The organism is Streptomyces cyaneofuscatus, from assembly GCF_033109485.1.
Taxonomy (GTDB): domain Bacteria; phylum Actinomycetota; class Actinomycetes; order Streptomycetales; family Streptomycetaceae; genus Streptomyces; species Streptomyces cyaneofuscatus.
In genome coordinates this window covers 1,768,370-1,788,642 of sequence record NZ_CP137002.1, presented here as the reverse complement: position 1 = coordinate 1,788,642, position 20,273 = coordinate 1,768,370, and the positions used below count along the sequence as shown (strand labels likewise).

Below are 20,273 nucleotides of genomic sequence, written 5' to 3'. Positions count from 1 at the left end.
CGGGGCTTCGTCGTGTCCGTGAGGTCGAGGACCGGTGCTCTTCACACCCGCCGCAGCACCGCCACCACCTTGCCGAGGATCGTCGCCTCGTCACCGGGGATCGGCTGGTACGCGGCGTTGTGCGGGAGCAGCCACACATGGCCGTCCTCGCGGCGGAAGCGCTTGACCGTCGCCTCGCCGTCCAGCATCGCGGCGACGATGTCACCGTTCTCCGCGACCGGCTGGCGGCGCACGGTGACCCAGTCGCCGTCACAGATCGCCGCTTCGATCATCGAGTCACCGACGACCTTCAGGACGAACAGCTCGCCGTCACCGACGAGCTGGCGCGGCAGCGGGAAGACGTCCTCGACCGACTCCTCGGCGAGGATCGGCCCACCGGCGGCGATCCGGCCCACCAGCGGGACGTACGACGCGGCGGGCTTCCCCGTCGTGTCGGTCGGCTGGGTGCTGGGCTGGTCCGATCCGCGCACCTCGTAGGCGCGGGGCCGGTGCGGGTCCCGCCGGAGGAACCCCTTGCGCTCCAGAGCCATCAGCTGATGGGCGACGGACGACGTGCTGGACAGGCCCACCGCCTGACCGATCTCCCGCATGGAGGGCGGGTACCCCCGGCGCTGCACGGAGTCGCGGATGACCTCGATGACCCGCCGCTGCCGGTCCGTGAGTCCCGAGCTGTCCGCCCTGATCCCTGGCGGCCTCCCGGGCAAGGAGCGCCCGGGTCGCGCGGGCTCGGGCCCGTCCGTGTTCGTGACTGAGTCATTCATGGCATGCACCGGCTCAAGTCGGCTCTGGGAGCGGTGGTCCCGGGCGGTGATGGTGGCACTGTCTGCGGTCGTGGTCACGTCGGCCCCTCTCGAATGTTCTCCCTAGCTGGACAACGGTAGTAGCTTTCGAAAGGTTGCGCCAAACACACGTTCGAGTGAAAAACGAATAAAGGGCTGCCGCGATGCTTCCCGCAGGTGTATGAGCACGGGGCGGAAGGCTCCTACGGGGTCCGGCCGGGGCCCTCGCCCAGTCTTTCATCCCGCATGCGCCCTCCCGCCCCGGCGGTTTGCGGACCGCGCGATTCCCGTACCCTCTTCCCTGGCCGCGCTTCCCCCGGGCGGAGCCCGGCGCGCGACACGCGGTCGGGCCGAAATTGCGACTCAACCCTAGATCTAGTGGTTGGATCGTCCCGGCCGCCCAGAAGTTGTGGTCCCGGGTTCATTCGGACCAGGGCCATCGCCTATGCTGGGGACTGCCTCCGAGGGGCCCGCAAGGGCTTGCCGAAGAGGCTATTCAGTCGCGCTGTGAAGGAGGGTTGGGAGCCATGCACTGCCCCTTCTGCAGGCACCCCGACAGCCGGGTCGTCGACAGTCGCACCACCGACGACGGGACGTCGATCCGCCGCCGCCGCCAGTGCCCCGACTGCTCCCGCCGCTTCACCACGGTGGAGACGTGCTCGCTGATGGTGGTCAAGCGCAGCGGCGTGACCGAACCCTTCAGTCGCACCAAGGTCATCTCCGGCGTTCGCAAGGCATGCCAGGGCCGGCCCGTCACGGAGGACGCCCTCGCCAAACTCGGCCAGCGGGTCGAGGAGGCGGTGCGTGCCACCGGCAGCGCCGAGCTGACCACCCACGACGTGGGTCTGGCCATACTCGGCCCCCTGCAGGAACTCGACCTCGTCGCGTACCTGCGCTTCGCGTCCGTCTACCGGGCGTTCGATTCTTTGGAAGACTTCGAGGCCGCCATCGTGGAATTGCGCGCGCAGCGGCCCACCGCAGAGGACTGCGGGAGCGGCGAGACCCTTGAGGTCCCCGTCCCTGCCATTGCCGCCGACTGAGCGGCACCTGCCCGTCACCTTCCGGAGTCATGTCCTCCGGCCGGTGACCGGGCGATTCAGAACCTGTTCCCGCGGCCCGACGTGGCCCGCGGGGCGACGGACACACACTGTGCCTGGGAAGAACTGGGCACTTCAGGGCGTTTTTGCCCACATATGGGAGGCGGCATGACAGAGACGGCGAGCGGCCCGGCACGAGGTTCCCGCACCAAGGGCACCAAGGCGAGCAAGGGTCTGCGTATCGAGCGCATCCACACCACCCCCGGCGTGCATCCGTACGACGAGGTGGCGTGGGAGCGCCGTGACGTCGTCATGACCAATTGGCGCGACGGCTCGATCAACTTCGAGCAGCGTGGCGTCGAGTTCCCCGACTTCTGGTCGGTGAACGCGGTCAACATCGTCACCAGCAAGTACTTCCGCGGCGCGGTCGGTACGCCGCAGCGCGAGACCGGTCTCAAGCAGCTGATCGACCGGATCGTGAAGACGTACCGGAAGGCCGGCGAGGAGAACAGCTACTTCGCCTCTCCCGCGGACGCCGAGATCTTCGAGCACGAGCTGGCGTACGCCCTCCTGCACCAGGTCTTCAGCTTCAACTCCCCGGTCTGGTTCAACGTCGGAACGCCCCAGCCGCAGCAGGTCTCCGCCTGCTTCATCCTGGCCGTCGACGACTCCATGGAGTCGATCCTCGACTGGTACAAGGAAGAGGGCATGATCTTCAAGGGCGGCTCCGGCGCCGGCCTGAACCTCTCCCGTATCCGCTCCTCCAAGGAGCTCCTCTCCTCCGGCGGCAACGCCTCGGGACCGGTCTCCTTCATGCGCGGCGCCGACGCGTCCGCCGGAACCATCAAGTCCGGTGGCGCCACCCGCCGTGCGGCCAAGATGGTCATCCTCGACGTCGACCACCCCGACATCGAGGCCTTCATCGAGACCAAGGTGAAGGAGGAGGAGAAGATCCGCGCCCTGCGTGACGCGGGCTTCGACATGGACCTGGGCGGCGACGACATCACGTCCGTCCAGTACCAGAACGCCAACAACTCGGTCCGCGTGAACGACGAGTTCATGAAGGCCGTCGAGGCGGGCGGCAAGTTCGGGCTGCGCGCCCGGATGACCGGCGACGTCATCGAAGAGGTCGAGGCCAAGTCCCTCTTCCGCAAGATGGCCGAGGCCGCCTGGGCCTGCGCCGACCCGGGCATCCAGTACGACGACACCATCAACGCCTGGCACACCTGCCCGGAGTCCGGCCGGATCAACGGCTCGAACCCGTGCAGCGAGTACATGCACCTGGACAACACCTCGTGCAACCTCGCCTCCCTCAACCTGATGAAGTTCCTCAAGGACGACGGCCTGGGCAACCAGTCCTTCGAGTCCGAGCGCTTCGCCCAGGTCGTCGAGCTGGTCATCACCGCGATGGACATCTCGATCTGCTTCGCGGACTTCCCGACGCAGAAGATCGGAGAGAACACTCGCGCCTTCCGTCAGCTGGGCATCGGTTACGCCAACCTCGGCGCCCTCCTCATGGCGACCGGCCACGCGTACGACAGCGACGGCGGCCGCGCGCTCGCCGGTGCCATCACCTCGCTGATGACCGGCACCTCGTACAAGCGCTCCGCCGAGCTCGCCGCGGTCGTCGGCCCGTACGACGGCTACGCCCGTAACGCCGAGCCGCACCAGCGCGTCATGAAGCAGCACACCGACGCCAACGCCAAGGCGATCCACGTCGACGACCTGGACTCGCCGGTCTGGGCCGCCGCGACGGAGGCCTGGCAGGACGTGATCCGGCTCGGAGCGAAGAACGGTTTCCGCAACGCGCAGGCCTCGGTCATCGCGCCCACCGGCACCATCGGTCTCGCGATGTCCTGCGACACCACAGGACTGGAGCCCGACCTCGCCCTGGTCAAGTTCAAGAAGCTGGTCGGCGGCGGCTCGATGCAGATCGTCAACGGCACGGTGCCGCAGGCGCTGCGCCGTCTCGGCTACCAGCCGGAGCAGATCGAGGCGATCGTCGCCCACATCGCCGAGAACGGCAACGTGATCGACGCGCCGGGCCTCAAGCCCGAGCACTACGAGGTCTTCGACTGCGCGATGGGCGAGCGTTCCATCTCCGCGATGGGCCACGTCCGGATGATGGCGGCCATCCAGCCGTGGATCTCCGGCGCGCTCTCCAAGACCGTGAACCTGCCCGAGACGGCCACCGTCGAGGACGTCGAAGAGGTCTACTTCGAGGCGTGGAAGATGGGCGTCAAGGCGCTCGCGATCTACCGCGACAACTGCAAGGTCGGCCAGCCCCTCTCCGCCAAGACCAAGGACAAGGAGAAGGAAGAGGTCACCGCGAAGGCCGAGGAGACCATCCGTACGGCGGTCGAGAAGGTCATCGAGTACCGCCCGGTCCGCAAGCGCCTCCCCAAGGGCCGTCCCGGCATCACCACCTCCTTCACGGTGGGCGGCGCCGAGGGCTACATGACCGCCAACTCCTACCCGGACGACGGTCTCGGTGAGGTCTTCCTGAAGATGTCCAAGCAGGGCTCGACCCTCGCGGGCATGATGGACGCCTTCTCCATCGCCGTCTCGGTCGGCCTGCAGTACGGCGTCCCGCTGGAGACGTACGTCTCGAAGTTCACCAACATGCGCTTCGAGCCGGCCGGTATGACGGACGACCCGGACGTGCGGATGGCGCAGTCGATCGTCGACTACATCTTCCGCCGCCTGGCGCTCGACTTCCTGCCCTTCGAGACCCGCTCCGCCCTCGGCATCCACTCCGCCGAGGAGCGCCAGCGCCACCTCGACACCGGTTCGTACGAGCCGACCTTCGAGGCGGACGGCGTGGACTCCGAGAGCCTCGCCCAGTCGGCCCCGGTGCAGCCCGAGCTGAAGGCGGTGGCGGCTCCCCGCGAGTCCGCCGAGAAGCCGGCTCCGGCGACGGCCCACACCTCGGCCGAGCTGGTCGAGATGCAGCTCGGGATCAGCGCGGACGCCCCGCTCTGCTTCTCCTGCGGGACGAAGATGCAGCGCGCCGGCTCCTGCTACATCTGCGAGGGCTGCGGCTCGACCAGCGGTTGCAGCTGACCCGTGCAGCTGACGCCCGGCTGAGCGCTGAGCGCTGAGCGCTGAGTGACGAAGGGGACCGGCCTGAGGCCGGTCCCCTTCGGTATGCCCGGCACGCATTGGCCGGAACTCGTCGATGCGGGTCAGGTCCCGGCGTCGCGGTCACCCATCACCGCGGCGAACGCGTCGGGATCGGCGTCGAAGCCGCGTACGTCCGAGCGGAACACCCACGTCCCCGACCCCGTACGGGAGAACTCCCCGACCACGGCCGCCGTCGACGACGCCACCCTCGCGAAGTCGTCCTGGACCAGGCTCGTGTAGCCCTCCCGGATCTCCACCAACGTGCTGCCGACCTGGCCGAAGGTCTTGCGGCCCTCGCGCTGCTGGATGGCGACGCCGACCACGACCCGGCCGTACCGGCCCGCCAGCCGGGCCAGCTCGATCGTCATCACCTCGTCGAAGCCGAACCCCTGGCCGGTCCTGCTGTCCCGGTTCAGCGTGATGGTCCCGTCCGGTGAGCGGCTGTCGAAGTGCACCAGGTACGCGGGGCTGCCGTACGGCGCGTCGGCCGGGTAGGTGGCCGCGATGATGTCGAGGTCGACGTCCGGTTCACCGTGCGGGCTGGGGTCCCACTTGATCCGTACTTCGACCTTCTCGATGTCCTTGTTCGGAGTGCTCACCGGACTTCCCCTCCTGGCCGACGGTCCATGAGACCGTTCTCATCATCCGATTCACCCGATCATGTACGGAACGGCCCGCGCCGCCAACTGCCCCGAGGACGGACGGCTGATTCGGGCCATGCGCTCGGGAACGGCCTTGCAGGCGACCGTGACCCCGGCCACGTTGCGCGCCGTACGATGGCGCGGTGCTGGTGAAGTGGATTCGCTGTTCCGTGGTGGACCGTCATGGTTTCGAGCGGGGACAGCGGAAGTGGGCGGGACTGCTCGGCGAGCCGGGGTTCAGGGGGCAGAGCGGCGGGTGGAGCCGAACGCGCCCCGATGTCGCCCATGTCTTCGCGTTCTGGGAGAACCGCGTCTTCTACGACTCGTTCATGGCCCGCGGACACGACCGCCCGGCTACCGGGCAGGCCGGCACCTTCCGTGACATGCAGGTCATGCTCTTCGAGCGCCGGTTCGATGTGAAGACCGGTTTCGAGCCGGAGTTCGGGGACGCGGATGTCGTCAGGGTCGCGCACAGCAGCGTGCACGAGGACCGGGCCGAGCACTTCGTGCTGATGCAGAAGCAGGTGTGGAACCCGGCGATGGCCGGTTCCCCCGGGATGGTGCGCGGGGTCTTCGGGGAGGCGCCCGGCAACGAGTTCCTCGTGCTGTCCATGTGGAAGTCGGCCGCCGAGCGGGGCAAGTACCGCGCCGACGGGGCGGAGCGCCTGGCGGCCCGCGCGCAGACCGAGACGGACGTGGCGGCGCTGACGGGGGACGTGGTCGAGCTGGAACCCTCCTGGACGGTCTGACACCGGGTCCCTCCTGGACGGTCTGACACCGGTCCCTCCTGGACGGTGTGACACCGGTTCCTGTGGGTCACGCGCGACCTTTGTAGATCACCGCGCGACCTTTGCAGATCACGCGTGGTCTTTACGGATCACGCGGATTCGTCGCGCACCCCCTAGGGTCGTTGCATGGCACGACCGCAGCGCATCGTCCTCGTCCGGCACGGCGAGTCCGAGGGCAACGCCGACGACACGGTTTACGAGCGGGAGCCCGACCACGCGCTCCGGCTCACCGAGACGGGCCTGCGGCAGGCGGAGGAGACCGGGGCGCGGCTGCGTGAGCAGTTCGGCGGGGAGCGGGTGAGCGTCTACATCTCCCCCTACCGGCGCACCCACGAGACCTTCCGGGCCTTCGGTCTCGACCCCGCCCTGGTCCGGGTCCGCGAGGAGCCCCGGCTGCGCGAGCAGGACTGGGGCAACTGGCAGGACCGGGACGACGTACGGCTCCAGAAGGCCTACCGGGACGCCTACGGGCACTTCTTCTACCGCTTCGCCCAGGGTGAGTCCGGCGCCGACGTCTACGACCGGGTCGGCGCGTTCCTGGAGAGCCTGCACCGCAGCTTCGAGGAGCCGGACCACCCGGAGAACGTCCTGCTGGTCACCCACGGGCTGACGATGCGGCTCTTCTGCATGCGCTGGTTCCACTGGTCGGTCGCCGAGTTCGAATCGCTCTCCAACCCGGGCAACGGCGAGGCGCGGACCCTGCTCCTCGGCGAGAACGGCCGCTACACCCTGGACCGGCCCTTCCAGCGCTGGCGCACCCCTGAGCCGTACGGCCGTACCGGATAGAGTGGCAGGGCGATGACCGTTGATTCTGCTTCCGAGCGGCGCTTCGAACGCGCCCTGGCCAGCCTGCGTGGCCTGTCCGTGGGAGACGCCCTGGGCTCCCAGTTCTTCGTCCCGGTCAACTACCCGCTGCTCAAACAGCGCCTCCTGCCGCCCGGCCCCTGGCAGTGGACCGACGACACCGAGATGGCCTCCTCGGTCCTGGCCGTGCTCGCCGCCCACGGCCGCGTGGACCAGGACGCGCTCGCGCACTCCTTCGCCGAGCACCACGACTTCGACCGGGGCTACGGCCCCGCCGTGAACCGGCTGCTCCGGCTCGTACGGGAGGGCGGCGACTGGCGCGAGCTGGCGTCGGGGCTCTTCAAGGGGCAGGGGTCGTGGGGCAACGGTTCGGCCATGCGGATCGCTCCGCTCGGTGCCTGGTACGCGGACGACCCGGAGCAGGCCACCCACCAGGCCGAGATCTCCTCGTACACCACCCACCAGCACCGCGAGGCCGTCGTCGGCGCGATGGCCGTCGCGGCGGCCGCCTCGCTGGCCGCAGCCCCGGGCGGGCCGCCGAAGCCCGAGGAGCTCCTCGACGGCGTCATCGCGCTCGTGCCCCGCAGCGCGGTCGGCGCCGGGCTGCGCCGGGCCCGCGACATGCTCGACTACCAGGACGCCGGGACGGTCGCCGCGGTCCTCGGCAACGGCCGCCGGACCAGCGCCCACGACACCGTGCCGTTCGCCCTCTGGTCGGCGGCCAGGAGCCTCGGAGACTTCGAGGAGGCCTTCTGGCTGACGGCTCAGGCGGGCGGCGACGTCGACACGACCTGCGCGATCGTCGGGGGAGTCGTCGCCGCCGGTACGGCCGGGGCGCCGCCCGCCGACTGGCTGGCGCAGACGGAGGAGCCGCCCGGCTGGCTGCTCCCGGCGCGGCACTGACCGTTTGACGGGGGGTCTGTCACGGTCCTGCCACAGGCCTCACTCTGAGTGTTCGCGAACACCGGTTCGGGATTAATCTTTCGGCCACGCCGTCCCCTCGTCGATCTTCACGGTCGGCCTCCATGGGCGTGCGCCGAATGAGATGCCGGGACCACGCGCCCCCTTGGTGTGCGCGGATGCTCGGTGGGGGAGGGGTCCCATGTCCGAACAACCGCCCGAGTCGACCAAGGCGTCAGGCCCGCCGGCCGACGCCTCACCGACTCCGCAGCCGCAGTCGCAGACGCCGTCGCAGCCGCAGTCCCCCTCGCCGTCTCCGGCGCAGGGCATCGAGCCGCCGGTCACCCCCGCGTACCTTCACGCCCAGCGGCAGCGGGCCCAGGGGGCGCAGCAGACCTGGCAGCCCGGCCGCCCCTGGCAGCCCCCCGTCAAGCGCCCCGGCGCGACGGCCAAGTTGCGCCCGGCCGCACCCCCGCTGATCCCGCCCGCCGTTCTCTGGGCCGCCCTGGCCACCGCCGTACTGAGCGCGCTCCTGCTCGGCGACGGCCTCGGGGTGAACCTCCTGATCGTGGCGGTGCCCGCCGCCCTGGCCGCCGCTTTCGCCGCCCGGGCGGCGGGGCGCCGGCTGCGCCCCTGGACCGCCACCTGGGCCCTCGGCGGTCTCGCCCTGCTCGCGGTGCCCGCGCTCCGGGACGCGGGCTGGCCGACCTTCCTGGCCGTCGTGTCGGCCTTCGCCCTGGGCTCGCTCGCGCTGCACGGCAGCCGGAGCTGGCTCGGCGTGCTGATCGGCTCCGTGGGCATCGTGGACTCGGTCGCTGCCGGGGTCCGGTGGGGCTGGCGCGGGGTACGGGAGCGGGCCGACGACTCCCGGGGGCGCTGGGGCACCGCCGTACGCAGCACGGCAGTTGCCGTCGGGCTCCTCGTGGTGTTCGGGACGCTCTTCGCCAGCGCCGACGCCGCCTTCGCCGACCTGCTGGGCAGGCTCACCCCCGATGTGTCGATCGTCGACGGCCCGTTGCGGACGTTCCTCTTCCTCGTCGGCCTCGTGGGCGCGCTGGCCGCCGCCCGCACCGCCGCCGCCCCCGTCCGCTGGGACGGGCTCACCGTCAAGACGGGCAAGCCCCGGGGACGTACGGAGTGGGCGCTCCCGCTCATCGTGCTCGACCTGCTCTTCGCCGCGTTCATCACCCTCCAGCTCGTCGTCCTCCTCGGGGGTTACGACAAGGTGCGGGAGAAGACCGGGCTCGACCACGCCGAGTACGCCCGCCAGGGCTTCTGGCAGCTGCTCTGGGCCACCCTGCTCACCCTCGTCGTGATCGCCCTGGCCCTGCGCTGGGCGCCGCGCGGCGGCAGCCGGGACCGGACGCTGGTACGCGCCGTGCTGGGCACCCTCTGCGTGCTCACCCTGGTCGTCGTCGCCTCGGCGCTGCGCCGCATGGACCTGTACGTCGCGGAGTACGGGCTGACCCGGCTCCGGATCTCCGTGGCCGCGATGGAACTCTGGCTCGGCGTCGTCTTCGTCCTGATCCTGGCCGCCGGGGTGTTCGGCGCCAGGTTCCTGCCGCGCGCGATCGCGGTCAGTGCCGCGGCCGCCGTGCTGGCCTTCGGGGCGATCTCCCCGGACGCGGTGGTCGCCGAGCAGAACGTCCAGCGCTTCGAGGACGACCGCACCTCGATCGACATCGACTATCTGAAGGACCTCTCCGCCGACGCCGTACCGGCTCTCGACAAGCTGCCGGAGCCGCAGCGCTCCTGCGCGCTCCGGGTCATCCAGCGCGACCTGCACACCTCCGACTCCCCCTGGTACGCCACCAGCTGGGGCGAGGCGCGGGCGAAGGAGATCCTCCGCGAGCGCCCGGCCACCGCCGACCACCGCACCTGCTACGGCCTGGGCACGGACGGCGTACGGGAAGGCGAGCGGGACGGCTACGAGCAGGACCACGACGACTACGACCCCTACTGATCCCCCGCTGATCCCACCCCGGAGCGACGCCCCTCGGCCGAAACTCGGTGTGCACGGTGCCCCGGGGTGTCGCTGCCGTCGCTCTCGGCGTACGCTGGCTGGCGCCATGCCGTACGAACCACCCACGCACACCGTCGAGCGCTCGCTTCGCGCTACCACCGGTGCCAGGACCGTTGCCGGTGTCGACGAGGTCGGACGCGGGGCGTGGGCCGGACCCGTCACCGTGTGTGCCGCGGTCACCGGCCTGCGCCGGCCGCCCGAAGGCCTCACCGATTCCAAGCTCTTGACGCCGCTGCGGCGTGCCCAGCTCGCCCCCGTGCTGGAGAGCTGGGTCACCGCCCACGCCCTGGGCCACGCCTCCCCGCAGGAGATCGACGACCTCGGCATGACCGCGGCGCTGCGGCTGGCCGCCGTACGGGCCCTGGAGGGGCTGCCGGTGCGGCCCGACGCGGTGATACTCGACGGCAAGCACGACTACCTGGGCGTCCCCTGGAAGGTCCGTACGGTCATCAAGGGCGACCAGTCCTGCATCGCGGTGGCGGCGGCCTCGGTCATCGCCAAGGTGTACCGCGACCGGATGATGGCCGAACTGGGCGGGGAGTCCGAGGAGTACACGGACTTCGCCTTCGGTGCCAACGCCGGGTATCCCTCGCCGGTGCACCGGGCCGCACTGGAGGAGCGGGGGCCCACGCCCCATCACCGCCTCTCCTGGGCGTACCTCGACGCGCTGCCCCGGTGGCAGCACCTGAAGAAGGTCCGTTTTTCCGCCGAGGCGGCCGCACTCGAAAGCGGGGGCCAGCTCGGCTTCGAATTCTGATCGCGCGCAGGCGCCCACCAGCGATGCCGACCGAGCACGTCGGCCCCGCCCCATCACCTTCCTGCCTCTCTTCCTTCATCCTTCATCCTTCAGGAGCCTCAGATTCCCGAGAGTGCCCAGGGTCCCCGCGTCGCCCCGGCCGCCGGCCGTACCGCGCCGACCCCCCGCCCCGTACCAGGTCCGCGTTCCGCGGCCACGCCGCGTCCCGGTCGTCCGGTGCCCGGCCCCGCGCGCCCCACGCCTCCGGCACAGCGCGCACACCCCGCACCCGTACCCGCGCCCGCACCGGCTCCCGTAGCGCCGACGAGCGCTCCGAGCCGGCCGGAGAATCGTTCCGCGCCCCAGCTCCAGCTGATCCCGGCCCCGGCCGGCGGAGCCCTCGACGCGGCCGAGGAAGCGGTCGACCTGCTGCTGGAGTCCGGCCGCGCGCCGGGCGACATCCTGGTGCTCACCACCGGCGAGCAGCACCCGTGGGCCGCCCACGAGCTGTCCTTCGGCGACGCCGCGTACTGGGCCCAGCAGGACGCCGGTGACGACGTCTTCTTCGCGGACGCCTCCGCGGTCGACCGGGCCAAGCCCCGGCCCGTCGTCGTCGTGGCCGTCAACGGGGACGCCGGTGACACCGTCGCCCGTGCGCTGCCCGTCGCCCGTGACCGCGCCGCCGCGCTGTTGATCGTCTGCGGAGAGCCGCAGACGATCAACTCCGCACTCGGCGCGGGCGTCTGAACCGTCCTACCGGTCGTCACCGTCGTACCCAGTCGTACGAAGGAGCCCCGGTCGCCGTCACGGGCGGCCGGGGCTCAGCTTCCGGGGTGCTCTGCGGTCACCGGGCGGCCGAGCGGCGCAGCGCCTGGGCCGAGCCGCCACCGGTCCGCGTCAGCGCGGGCTGCTGCTCGGTGACGAGGTCGGACAGCGGGGCCGGCTCCGACAGGGAGCTGGGCCGCCGCCCGCCCCGCCCCTCACCGAGCACCTGCCAGCCCCCGCCGGTCAGCGTGATGTACGCACCGCACCGGAGACCGTGCAGGGTGCAGGCATCCCGCAGGCCCCACATCCACGCGCCGTCCTCCTCGGTCCACCGCTCGTCGCCGTCGCGGCAGTAGAGAAGCACGGCCGTACGCACCGGAGTACGCCGGCGCAGATCGTGCGGGATCACGCGCCGCAGATGGGCGAGCAGGGCGTTGCGGAAGTCCCAGCCGTCCGCCGCCACCGTGTCCCGGCGCGTGAACGAGGCGCTCGCCGTGAGCCGTTCCTCATGGTCGAGGACCGCGACGACGGCGGTGGCGGGCGTCGGCCGGTGCCGGGAGTGCAGCCCGCTGACGACCTCGCGCGGACTGCGCAGCAGCGGTATCCCCGCCGAGGCCCACTCGGCGGGTTCGAGCATCCGGGCAAGGCGGTTGACGGAGTCCGCTCCACCCGGTGGGGTCGAGAACGCCGATATCGAAGTGGCTGAGGACGGGGCGAATCCGAAGGTCATGGTCCTCCCTTCGCTACGCGCCCATGGTGCGGGCAGGGTCGAGTGAGGGCGCGCCGCGGCACAGCCCTTCCGGGCCCGACGAGAACTGTGCGGGGAGCAGTCCCAATTCTTCCTGGCGTATCGGCAGGCGGCAACGAGCAATTGGCGCGGCTGACGGGAATCAGCCGGAATGACACTGATATCCCTGCCCAGCCCCGGCCCGGATGACGCGTCCCGTCACCCCTGAACCGCGAGGACCAGCGGGCACACCCCCTGGGCTCCGGCCCGCCGCAGCAGCCGCGCGGCGACGGCCAGCGTCCAGCCGGTGTCGGACAGGTCGTCCACGAGCAGGACCGGGCCGTCGGCGGACCGCAGCGCCTGCGCCAGCTCCGGCTCGACGGTCAGGGCCTCGTGCAGCGCCCGCACCCGCTGGGCGCTGTTGGTCTGCGACATCGTCAGCTCCTCGGTGCCCGGCGCGTAGGTCACCGTCCCGAGCAGCGGCATCCGGCCGATCTCGGCGATGCGCCGGCCGAGCGATTCCACCAACTGCGGCCGGCGGCGCGAGGCGACGGTGACCACGCCGACCGGCCGGGGAGCGGCGTCGGGTGCCCCGGAGGCCCAGCCGCCCGGGCCCCTGGCCCAGTCCGTGAGCACGGTGACCACGGCGTCCGTGACATCGTCCGGAACGGGCGCGTCCGGTGCCTGCGCCGCCAGCATGGGGCGCAGCCGGTTGCCCCAGCCGATGTCGGAGAGCCTGCCCAGCGCCCTTCCGGCGGAGGAGAGTTCACCGGCGGGGATACGTCCCTTGAGGTCGACGCCCACCGCGGAGAGACCGGTGGGCCACATCTTGCGGGGAGCCACCTCCACCCCCGGCCGGCCCAGCTCGCTACGGGCGCCGTCCAGGGCCGCGGTGGAGACCTTGTCGTCGAAGCGGGCGCCCGCGCAGTTGTCACAGCGCCCGCAGGCGGTGGCCTCCTCGTCGTCGAGCCGCAGCCGCAGGAACTCCATCCGGCACGCCGTCGTCGTGGCGTAGTCGCGCATGGCCTGCTGCTCGGCGGCCCGCTGCCGGGCGACCCAGGCGTAGCGCTCGGAGTCGTAGACCCACGGCTCGCCGGTGGAGATCCAGCCGCCCTTGACCCGCTTCACCGCGCCGTCGACGTCCAGCACCTTGAGCATCGTCTCCAGGCGGGTCCGCCGGAGGTCGACCAGGGGTTCCAGCGCGGGCAAGGAGAGCGGCCGCTCCGACCGGGCCAGGACGTCCAGGGTGCGGCGCACCTGCTCCTCGGGAGGGAAGGCGACCGAGGCGAAGTACTGCCAGATCGCCTCGTCCTCCTTGCCGGGGAGCAGCAGCACCTCGGCGTGCTCGACCCCGCGCCCCGCGCGCCCGACCTGCTGGTAGTACGCGATGGGGGAGGAGGGCGAGCCCAGGTGCACGACGAAGCCGAGGTCGGGCTTGTCGAACCCCATGCCCAGCGCGGAGGTGGCGACCAGCGCCTTGACCCGGTTGGCCAGCAGGTCGTCCTCCGCCTGCTGGCGGTCCGCGTTCTCGGTCCGCCCGGTGTAGGAGGTGACCGGATGGCCGTTCTGGCGCAGGTAGGCCGTGACTTCCTCGGCCGCCGCGACCGTCAGCGTGTAGATGATCCCGGAACCGGGCAGCTCCCCGAGGTGGTCGCCCAGCCAGGCCAGCCGGTGCGCCGCGTTGGGCAGCTGGAGCACGCTCAGGCTGAGGCTCTCCCGGTCCAGCGGACCGCGCAGCACCAGCGCGTCGGTGCCCGCGCCCGTGCCCAGTTGTTCCGCGACGTCCGCCGTCACGCGGGCGTTGGCCGTGGCGGTGGTGGCCAGCACCGGGACGCCGGTGGGGAGGTCGGCGAGCATGGTGCGCAGCCGCCGGTAGTCAGGCCGAAAGTCGTGCCCCCAGTCGGAGATGCAGTGGGCCTCGTCGACCACCAGGAGACCCGTCGCGGCGGAGAGCCGAGGCAGCACCTGGTCCCGGAAGTCGGGGTTGTTCAGCCGCTCCGGGGAGACCAGGAGGACGTCGACCTCACCGGCCGCCACCTCGGCCTGGACGCTCTCCCATTCCTCCGTGTTGGACGAATTGATGGTGCGGGCGCTGATCCCCGCCCGCGCGGCCGCCGCGACCTGGTTGCGCATCAGCGCCAGCAGCGGCGAGACGATCACGGTCGGGCCGCTGCCCTGCGCGCGCAGCAGCGAGGTCGCCACGAAGTAGACGGCGGACTTGCCCCATCCGGTGCGCTGCACGACCAGCGCCCGGCGCTTGTCGGCGACGAGCGCCTCGATCGCCAGCCACTGGTCCTCACGCAGCCTCGCCTCACCCGTGGCATCCCCGACGAGGCGGGCGAGGACGGAGTCGGCCGAAGCCCGGAGTGCTGCACGATCTGCGTTGGTCATCCCTCCATGCAACCCGATGACGAGCACAAACCGCGAACGCCGGGCCACCCCTGTGGATAACGTTATCCACAGGGGTGGCGGGACGAGGCGGCCCACGGGACCGTCGAGTCATGAACAAGCACCACGAATCCACCGGCCCGTCCGACGGTCAGCAGATCACCTTGCGCGGCCCCGCCGAACTCGCCGACGCCCTCCCGTATCTGATGGGGTTCCACCCCAGCGACAGCGTCGTGATGGTGGCGCTGCACGGTGGCCGGGGCCGGTTCGGCGGCCGGCTCCGGCTGGGCATTCCGCGGGAGCCCGGTGAATGGGGTCCCGTCGCCGAACAGCTGGCGGACAGCCTGATCTCGGGGAGCGAGCGCCGTGACGGGCGGCCCGACGCGATCGTGATCTTCCTCTGCCAGGACTCGCCGGACGGCGAGAGCGGCCGCCTGACGATGGAGCGCCTGCGGCCGTTCGCCCAGAGCCTGCGTACGGCGTGCGGAGCGCTGGACGTGCCCGTGCTCGAAGCGCTCTGCCTCTCGGACGGCCGGTACTGGTCGTACTGCTGCCCCGACGGCCGGTGCTGCCCGCCCCAGGGAAAGCCCCTGGCCATGCCCGGTACGACGGTGATGGCCGCCGCGGCCGCCTATGCGGGGATCCGGGTACGGGGGACGCTGCGCGACATGGAGGCGCGGCTCGCTCCCTGGCGGACGCCGGACGAGGTCTCCGCACAACTGGGGGCGCTGGATCAGGCCGCGGCGTCGCTGGTGCCCCGGCTCCTGGACGAGCGGGCGAAGGCCGAGGTGGCCAAGGAGACCCTCGCGCTCGCCCGCACCCTGATGGACCGCCTCGGGCTGACGCCGCCCGCTCCGGAAGCCGTCTCCGACCTCGGGGACGACAAGCTGATCGGCGAGGACGAGGCCGCCGCGGTCATCCTCGGCCTCCAGGACCGGGAGACCCGGGACAAGGCCGCGGTCTGGATGGAGGGCCCCGAAGGCCACCGCGCGCTGAGGTTGTGGCGGACCCTCGCGCGCCGCTGCGTCGGACCGTACGGCGAGCACGCGGCGGCCCCGCTGACCCTGGCCGGCTGGGTCTCCTGGTCCACCGGCGACGAGCCCGGCGCCCGGGTCGCGCTGGCCATGGCGCTCCGCGCGGACCCGGAGTACACGTTCGCGCAACTGCTGCACCGGGCGTGCAACGAGGGGCTGGACCCGGAGACCCTGCGCCGCTGCCTGCGCGGTGATGGCGACGGCGGTGAAGGGCCTGAGTCGGAGGTCGCGGGTGCCGAGGGGGCCGGGGCGGCGGTGGGGGCCGGGGGCGCCAGGGGGCCTGCCCTGCATGTCCGCAGGGTCAGGCCGGCGACGAACCGGGCCCGGCGGCGCGCGAGCGGGCAGCGCGTGAGGGACGCCGGGGGGACCGCGCCGGCGCCCGGTTCGGCCGGGCCCGGGGTGCCCAGGCCCGGTACGGCCGGGCCCGGGCCGGTGGCCGCCGGGCGCCGCGTGCGTGACGTCCGGCGGTACGGCAGGCGCGGCGCCGGGACGCGTCGCTGAGGACGGCCCGTCCGCTCGACGGCACCGCTCGGCGGAGACCCTCTCGCCGTGTGCGGCCGGATCCGGCCGCACACGGGATCTCCCTGATCACCGGAGTACCGAAGGGAGTGTTTATCGTCAGGCAGACGACTATGATCACGGCATGCCGCCCTACGACCCGTCGAACTTCCCGCCCTTCGCCGTCACCGTGGACCTGGTCGTGCTCACGGTGCGCCGTCACGCGCTCTGCGCGCTGGTGGTCCGCCGTGGGGAAACGCCGTTCCAGGGCCGGTGGGCGCTGCCCGGTGGTTTCGTCAGGGCCGACGAGGATCTCGGGTCCGCGGCGGCGCGTGAGCTCGTCGAGGAGACGGGGCTGTGCGCCCACGACCCGGCGAAGCCCGCCGTGGGCAACGGCGCGCACCTGGAACAGCTGGCCACCTACGGGGACCCGGCACGGGACCCCCGGATGCGGGTCGTCAGCGTCGCGCACCTCGCGCTCGCCCCGGACCTGCCAGCGCCCCGGGCGGGCGGGGACGCCAACAGCGCCCGCTGGGCACCCGTGGAGGACCTCCTCAGGGAGGGCGAGCAGGCGACGCCGCTCGCCTTCGACCACGCGCGGATCCTCGCCGACGGGGTGGAGCGTGCGCGCTCCAAGATCGAGTACTCCTCGCTGGCCACGGCGTTCTGCCCGCCGGAGTTCACGGTCGGGGAGCTGCGCCGGGTGTACGAGGCGGTGTGGGGCGTGGTTCTCGACCCGCGCAACTTCCACCGCAAGGTCACGGGCACCCCCGGCTTCCTGGTGCCCTCCGGCGGGACCACCACACGGCAGGGCGGCCGGCCCGCGCAGCTGTTCCGGGCCGGTGCGGCCACGGTGCTCAACCCGCCGATGCTGCGGCCGGAGGTCTGACGGCTGGGCCTGTCGGCAGCCGGGGGAGTGCGGAACACCCGCGGGTCCACTGCTGCACGAAAAGTCGGAAATGTCGCGTTATGTTGCTGCGGTACCCCTCTGCCGCCGAGCGGTCTCACCATCCGTGAGAGAACGCGAGAGAAGCGATGCTCCAGGCCATCGGACTCACCAGCACCCCCCGTCGCGACGCTCCGCCCGCCGTGGACGACCTGACCTTCGAGGCCCCGCCCGGCCGCGTCACCGCCCTGCTGGGTGCCCCCGGTTCGGGCAAGACCGCGGCCCTGCGGCTGATGCTCGAACTCGACTCAGGCCGGGGCGTCGCCTACTTCCGCGGCAGGCCGCTGCACCGCATCCCCCACCCGGCGCGCGAGGTGGGCGTGCTGCTCGGTGACGTACCGGGGCACCCCTCCCGTACGGCCCGCGGCCAGCTCCGGATGCTTTGCGCGGCCGCCGGGACGCCCGCGGCCCGAGCCGACGAGATGCTCGAAGTCGTGGGGCTCGCCGGGCTCGGGGACCAGCGGCTCGGCACCCTGTCGGTGGGGATGGACCGCCGCCTCGGCCTCGCCTCCGCCCTCCTCGGTGACCCGCACACCCTCGTCCTGGACGAACCCGCCGAAGGTCTCTCCCCGCGCGAGAACAGCTGGTTGTACGGGCTGCTGCGCGCCCACGCGGCCCAGGGCGGAACGGTTCTGTACGCCACCGCCGACCCCAAGGAGGCCGCCCGCACGGCCGATCACGTCGTCACCGTCGACGGCGGCCGCCTCGTCGCGGACCAGGAGGTCGCCGACTTCGCCCGCACCCGGCTCCGCCCCCGCGTCGCCGTCCGCACCCCGCACGCGGCCCGGCTCGCCGCAGTCGTCAGCAGGGAGGCCCGGGCCGCCCGGCGTTCGGTCGAGGTGGTCCCCGAGCCGAACGGGCGGCTCACCGTGTACGGCTCCACCTGCGCCGAGGTCGGGGACACCGCCTTCCGGCACGGCGTCCCGGTCCACCAACTCGCCGACGAGATCGGCGACACCGGCCCCGCCGCCGCCGCTCCGCCGCCGGACGACGACGGGACCCGGCAGCCCTCCGCCGCCGCCCTCTCCGAACTGCCGCCGCCGATCCGGGTCCGCCCCGCCCGCGGGCCCCTGCGCCCGCTCCGGTACGAACTGCGGCGCTCCCTCGGCGTACGGACGACGACCATGATCATGGCGTCCGTGCTGCTGGTCTCCGCCGCGCTCTCCGTCCTCCTGGCGCGCACCGGCGGCACGCCCCTGCCGCGCGCGCTCGCCGCCTGGCCCGAGCTGCTGCCGCTGCCGCCCGCCGCGTTGGGCGCGGGCATCCTGGGCGCGCTCTCCTTCGGTGACGAGTTCCGTTACCCGGCGCTCGCCGCCGGCCGCGGCACCGTGCCCCGGCGGATCGGCCTGCTGGTGGCCAAGCTGACGGTGACCGCCGGATTCGCCCTCCTGCTGGCCTCGCTCACCGTCGTCTGCGGTGCGCAGAGCCTCCGGCTCTTCTACGGACCGGAGTTGCTCACCGTTCCGGCCAATGCCGTCGTGCTCGGCGCGAGTTGGGCGTGCCTGGTCGTGGGATGCGCCTGGGCCGGGCTGCTGGCCGCGGGTGTCTTCCGGGTGGCCGGGGCCGGGATCGCCGCCGTACTGGCCGTTCCGGTGCTGGTGGTTCCGCTGGTGCAGAAGGTGGTCGAGGCCCCGTCCGCGCGTTCGGTCACCGGACTTCCGGGTCGGCTGCGCGAACTGGCCTGGTGGCAGCTGCCGCAGGAGGCGGACCGCTGGGTCCTGGCCGTCGCGCGGGTGGTGGCGCAGCCCGTGGGTGCCGCGCTCGCCCTGTCGTTGTCGGCCCTGATCTGCGCGTATCTGTTCACCAGCCTTCGCGGGAAGGTGCGTTGGTGATCACCTCGGTCGGACGGCGAGAAGAGGAGCCCGTAACTCCCTAGGAAATGCCTGGTTCATACGGATATGGCGTCAATTGCGGCGCGGGCGCCGATCACCCTTTCGTGTGCTTTTCACCAAAGACCTCAAGGGGCGGACGAGCCACGCCGACAAAGGATGCGTGAGTACCCTTGCGCACACCATGATGACCGCCGCCCGCTCCGCCGATTCCGGCCTGGCCGGCCCGGGCGAACTCGATCGCTATCCCTACACGGAAGCGCCGGCCGGCGAGCGCGCCGCGGCCCGGCCCTGGGGCGGTTCCGATTCCGAGTTGGGGCGGGCGAGCCGCCGGGGAGCGGCCAGCCGCGGACGCGGGCTGCACGGTCAACTCGTCCAGCAGCTGGGCCAGATGATCGTCTCCGGCGACCTCGGCGCGGACCGCCCCCTCGTTCCCGAGGAGATCGGCCAGCGCTTCGAGGTCTCCCGCACCGTCGTACGCGAGTCCCTGCGCGTCCTGGAGGCCAAGGGGCTCGTCAGCGCGCGCCCCAATGTCGGTACGCGGGTCCGCCCGGTCAGTGACTGGAACCTGCTGGACCCCGACATCATCGAGTGGCGCGCCTTCGGTCCGCAGCGCGACGACCAGCGCCGTGAGCTGGCCGAGCTCCGCTGGACCATCGAGCCCCTCGCCGCCCGCCTCGCCGCCGGGCACGGCCGGGAGGACCTTCAGCAGCGCCTCGGCGACATGGTGGAGATCATGGGCCACGCGATGGGGCAGGGGGACGCGATCACCTTCTCCCGCGCCGACGCCGAATTCCACGCTCTGCTCATCCAGGCCGCGGGCAACCGGATGCTCGAACACCTCTCCGGCATCGTCTCGGCCGCCCTGCACGTCTCCGGCGGCCCGGTCACCGGCTGCGACCGTCCGGGCGAGGCCTCGCTCGCCCACCACGCGCGCATCGTCGACGCCCTCGCCTCCGGTGACTCCGCGGGGGCCGAGACGGCCATGCGCCAGCTGCTCGTCGTCCACCCCGACGTGGAGCGGGTGGTTCCCGCGCCCCGCGAGCAGCACTGACCGGTCCACGGCCGGGGTGGGCAGGCCCAGGCCTGTCGTCGGACAGGCCCTGTGCCGCCGGACCGCACGGGTCCGGCGGCACAATGGTGAGGGGATGCCCGCCTCGGCACGGTTCGTCGCGAATGGGGTGTGACTCGGGCCACGCGGATTGGGCGTAACACTCCTCGAAGCAGCGCGATGACTTAAGAGGTGACCGCCGCG

At 72.0% G+C, this 20,273-nt stretch carries 16 protein-coding genes; 12 read left to right on the top strand and 4 right to left on the bottom strand.

The genetic code is table 11. The features are described 5' to 3' along the window. Positions 1-41: 41 nt before the first annotated feature. Positions 42-839: a transcriptional repressor LexA gene (lexA, locus tag R2B67_RS07350; protein ID WP_026242273.1), complete on the bottom strand. Its 798-nt coding sequence runs from the start codon at positions 837-839 to the stop codon at positions 42-44. 467 nt (positions 840-1,306) lie between these two features. Between lexA and nrdR the strand changes: the two genes are divergently transcribed. Then, complete coding sequence (gene nrdR, locus R2B67_RS07345) at positions 1,307-1,819, top strand: transcriptional regulator NrdR (protein ID WP_237328270.1); 513 nt, start codon at positions 1,307-1,309, stop codon at positions 1,817-1,819. Positions 1,820-1,984: 165 nt separating this feature from the next. Beyond that, on the top strand, positions 1,985-4,879 hold the full coding sequence (locus R2B67_RS07340; RefSeq protein ID WP_317816998.1) for a vitamin B12-dependent ribonucleotide reductase: 2,895 nt from the start codon (positions 1,985-1,987) through the stop codon (positions 4,877-4,879). A gap of 122 nt (positions 4,880-5,001) precedes the next feature. On the opposite strand, the gene R2B67_RS07335 is transcribed toward R2B67_RS07340, so the two are convergent. After that, the gene (locus tag R2B67_RS07335) at positions 5,002-5,538 is read right to left on the bottom strand and encodes a TerD family protein (RefSeq protein WP_317816996.1); all 537 of its coding nucleotides are present in this window, start codon (positions 5,536-5,538) and stop codon (positions 5,002-5,004) included. A 185-nt stretch (positions 5,539-5,723) separates the two neighbouring features. Between R2B67_RS07335 and R2B67_RS07330 the strand changes: the two genes are divergently transcribed. The 6 genes from R2B67_RS07330 (at position 5,724) to R2B67_RS07305 (ending at position 11,578) form a co-directional block, all read left to right on the top strand. After that, entirely contained in the window at positions 5,724-6,329 is a 606-nt protein-coding gene (locus tag R2B67_RS07330; RefSeq protein ID WP_317816995.1) for a YdbC family protein, read from the top strand. A 165-nt stretch (positions 6,330-6,494) separates the two neighbouring features. Then, positions 6,495-7,154: a histidine phosphatase family protein gene (locus tag R2B67_RS07325; RefSeq protein ID WP_317816994.1), complete on the top strand. Its 660-nt coding sequence runs from the start codon at positions 6,495-6,497 to the stop codon at positions 7,152-7,154. A 12-nt stretch (positions 7,155-7,166) separates the two neighbouring features. Next, the gene (locus tag R2B67_RS07320; protein WP_018516302.1) at positions 7,167-8,075 is read left to right on the top strand and encodes an ADP-ribosylglycohydrolase family protein; all 909 of its coding nucleotides are present in this window, start codon (positions 7,167-7,169) and stop codon (positions 8,073-8,075) included. A 199-nt stretch (positions 8,076-8,274) separates the two neighbouring features. Further along, entirely contained in the window at positions 8,275-10,035 is a 1,761-nt protein-coding gene (locus tag R2B67_RS07315) for a DUF4153 domain-containing protein (protein WP_317816992.1), read from the top strand. Positions 10,036-10,141: 106 nt separating this feature from the next. Next, positions 10,142-10,852: a ribonuclease HII gene (locus tag R2B67_RS07310; protein WP_317816991.1), complete on the top strand. Its 711-nt coding sequence runs from the start codon at positions 10,142-10,144 to the stop codon at positions 10,850-10,852. A gap of 84 nt (positions 10,853-10,936) precedes the next feature. Next, positions 10,937-11,578, top strand: a complete 642-nt coding sequence (locus R2B67_RS07305) for a hypothetical protein (protein WP_317824793.1) — start codon at positions 10,937-10,939, stop codon at positions 11,576-11,578. A gap of 97 nt (positions 11,579-11,675) precedes the next feature. On the opposite strand, the gene R2B67_RS07300 is transcribed toward R2B67_RS07305, so the two are convergent. Next, complete coding sequence (locus R2B67_RS07300; RefSeq protein ID WP_237328277.1) at positions 11,676-12,326, bottom strand: hypothetical protein; 651 nt, start codon at positions 12,324-12,326, stop codon at positions 11,676-11,678. A gap of 216 nt (positions 12,327-12,542) precedes the next feature. Then, the gene (locus R2B67_RS07295) at positions 12,543-14,714 is read right to left on the bottom strand and encodes a RecQ family ATP-dependent DNA helicase (RefSeq protein ID WP_317816988.1); all 2,172 of its coding nucleotides are present in this window, start codon (positions 14,712-14,714) and stop codon (positions 12,543-12,545) included. 110 nt (positions 14,715-14,824) lie between these two features. On the opposite strand from R2B67_RS07295, the gene R2B67_RS07290 reads away from it, so the two are divergent. The 4 genes from R2B67_RS07290 (at position 14,825) to R2B67_RS07275 (ending at position 20,072) form a co-directional block, all read left to right on the top strand. Then, a complete protein-coding gene (locus tag R2B67_RS07290; RefSeq protein ID WP_317816986.1) occupies positions 14,825-16,246 on the top strand; it encodes a DUF4192 domain-containing protein in 1,422 nt (473 codons plus the stop codon). Positions 16,247-16,388: 142 nt separating this feature from the next. Continuing rightward, entirely contained in the window at positions 16,389-17,132 is a 744-nt protein-coding gene (locus R2B67_RS07285; RefSeq protein ID WP_030571364.1) for an NUDIX hydrolase, read from the top strand. Between the two features lie 146 nt (positions 17,133-17,278). Continuing rightward, on the top strand, positions 17,279-19,021 hold the full coding sequence (locus tag R2B67_RS07280; RefSeq protein ID WP_317816984.1) for an ATP-binding cassette domain-containing protein: 1,743 nt from the start codon (positions 17,279-17,281) through the stop codon (positions 19,019-19,021). A 160-nt stretch (positions 19,022-19,181) separates the two neighbouring features. Continuing rightward, positions 19,182-20,072 (top strand): FadR/GntR family transcriptional regulator, encoded by an 891-nt coding sequence (locus R2B67_RS07275; protein ID WP_179115583.1) that lies wholly within the window; start codon positions 19,182-19,184, stop codon positions 20,070-20,072. Positions 20,073-20,273 lie beyond the last annotated feature (201 nt).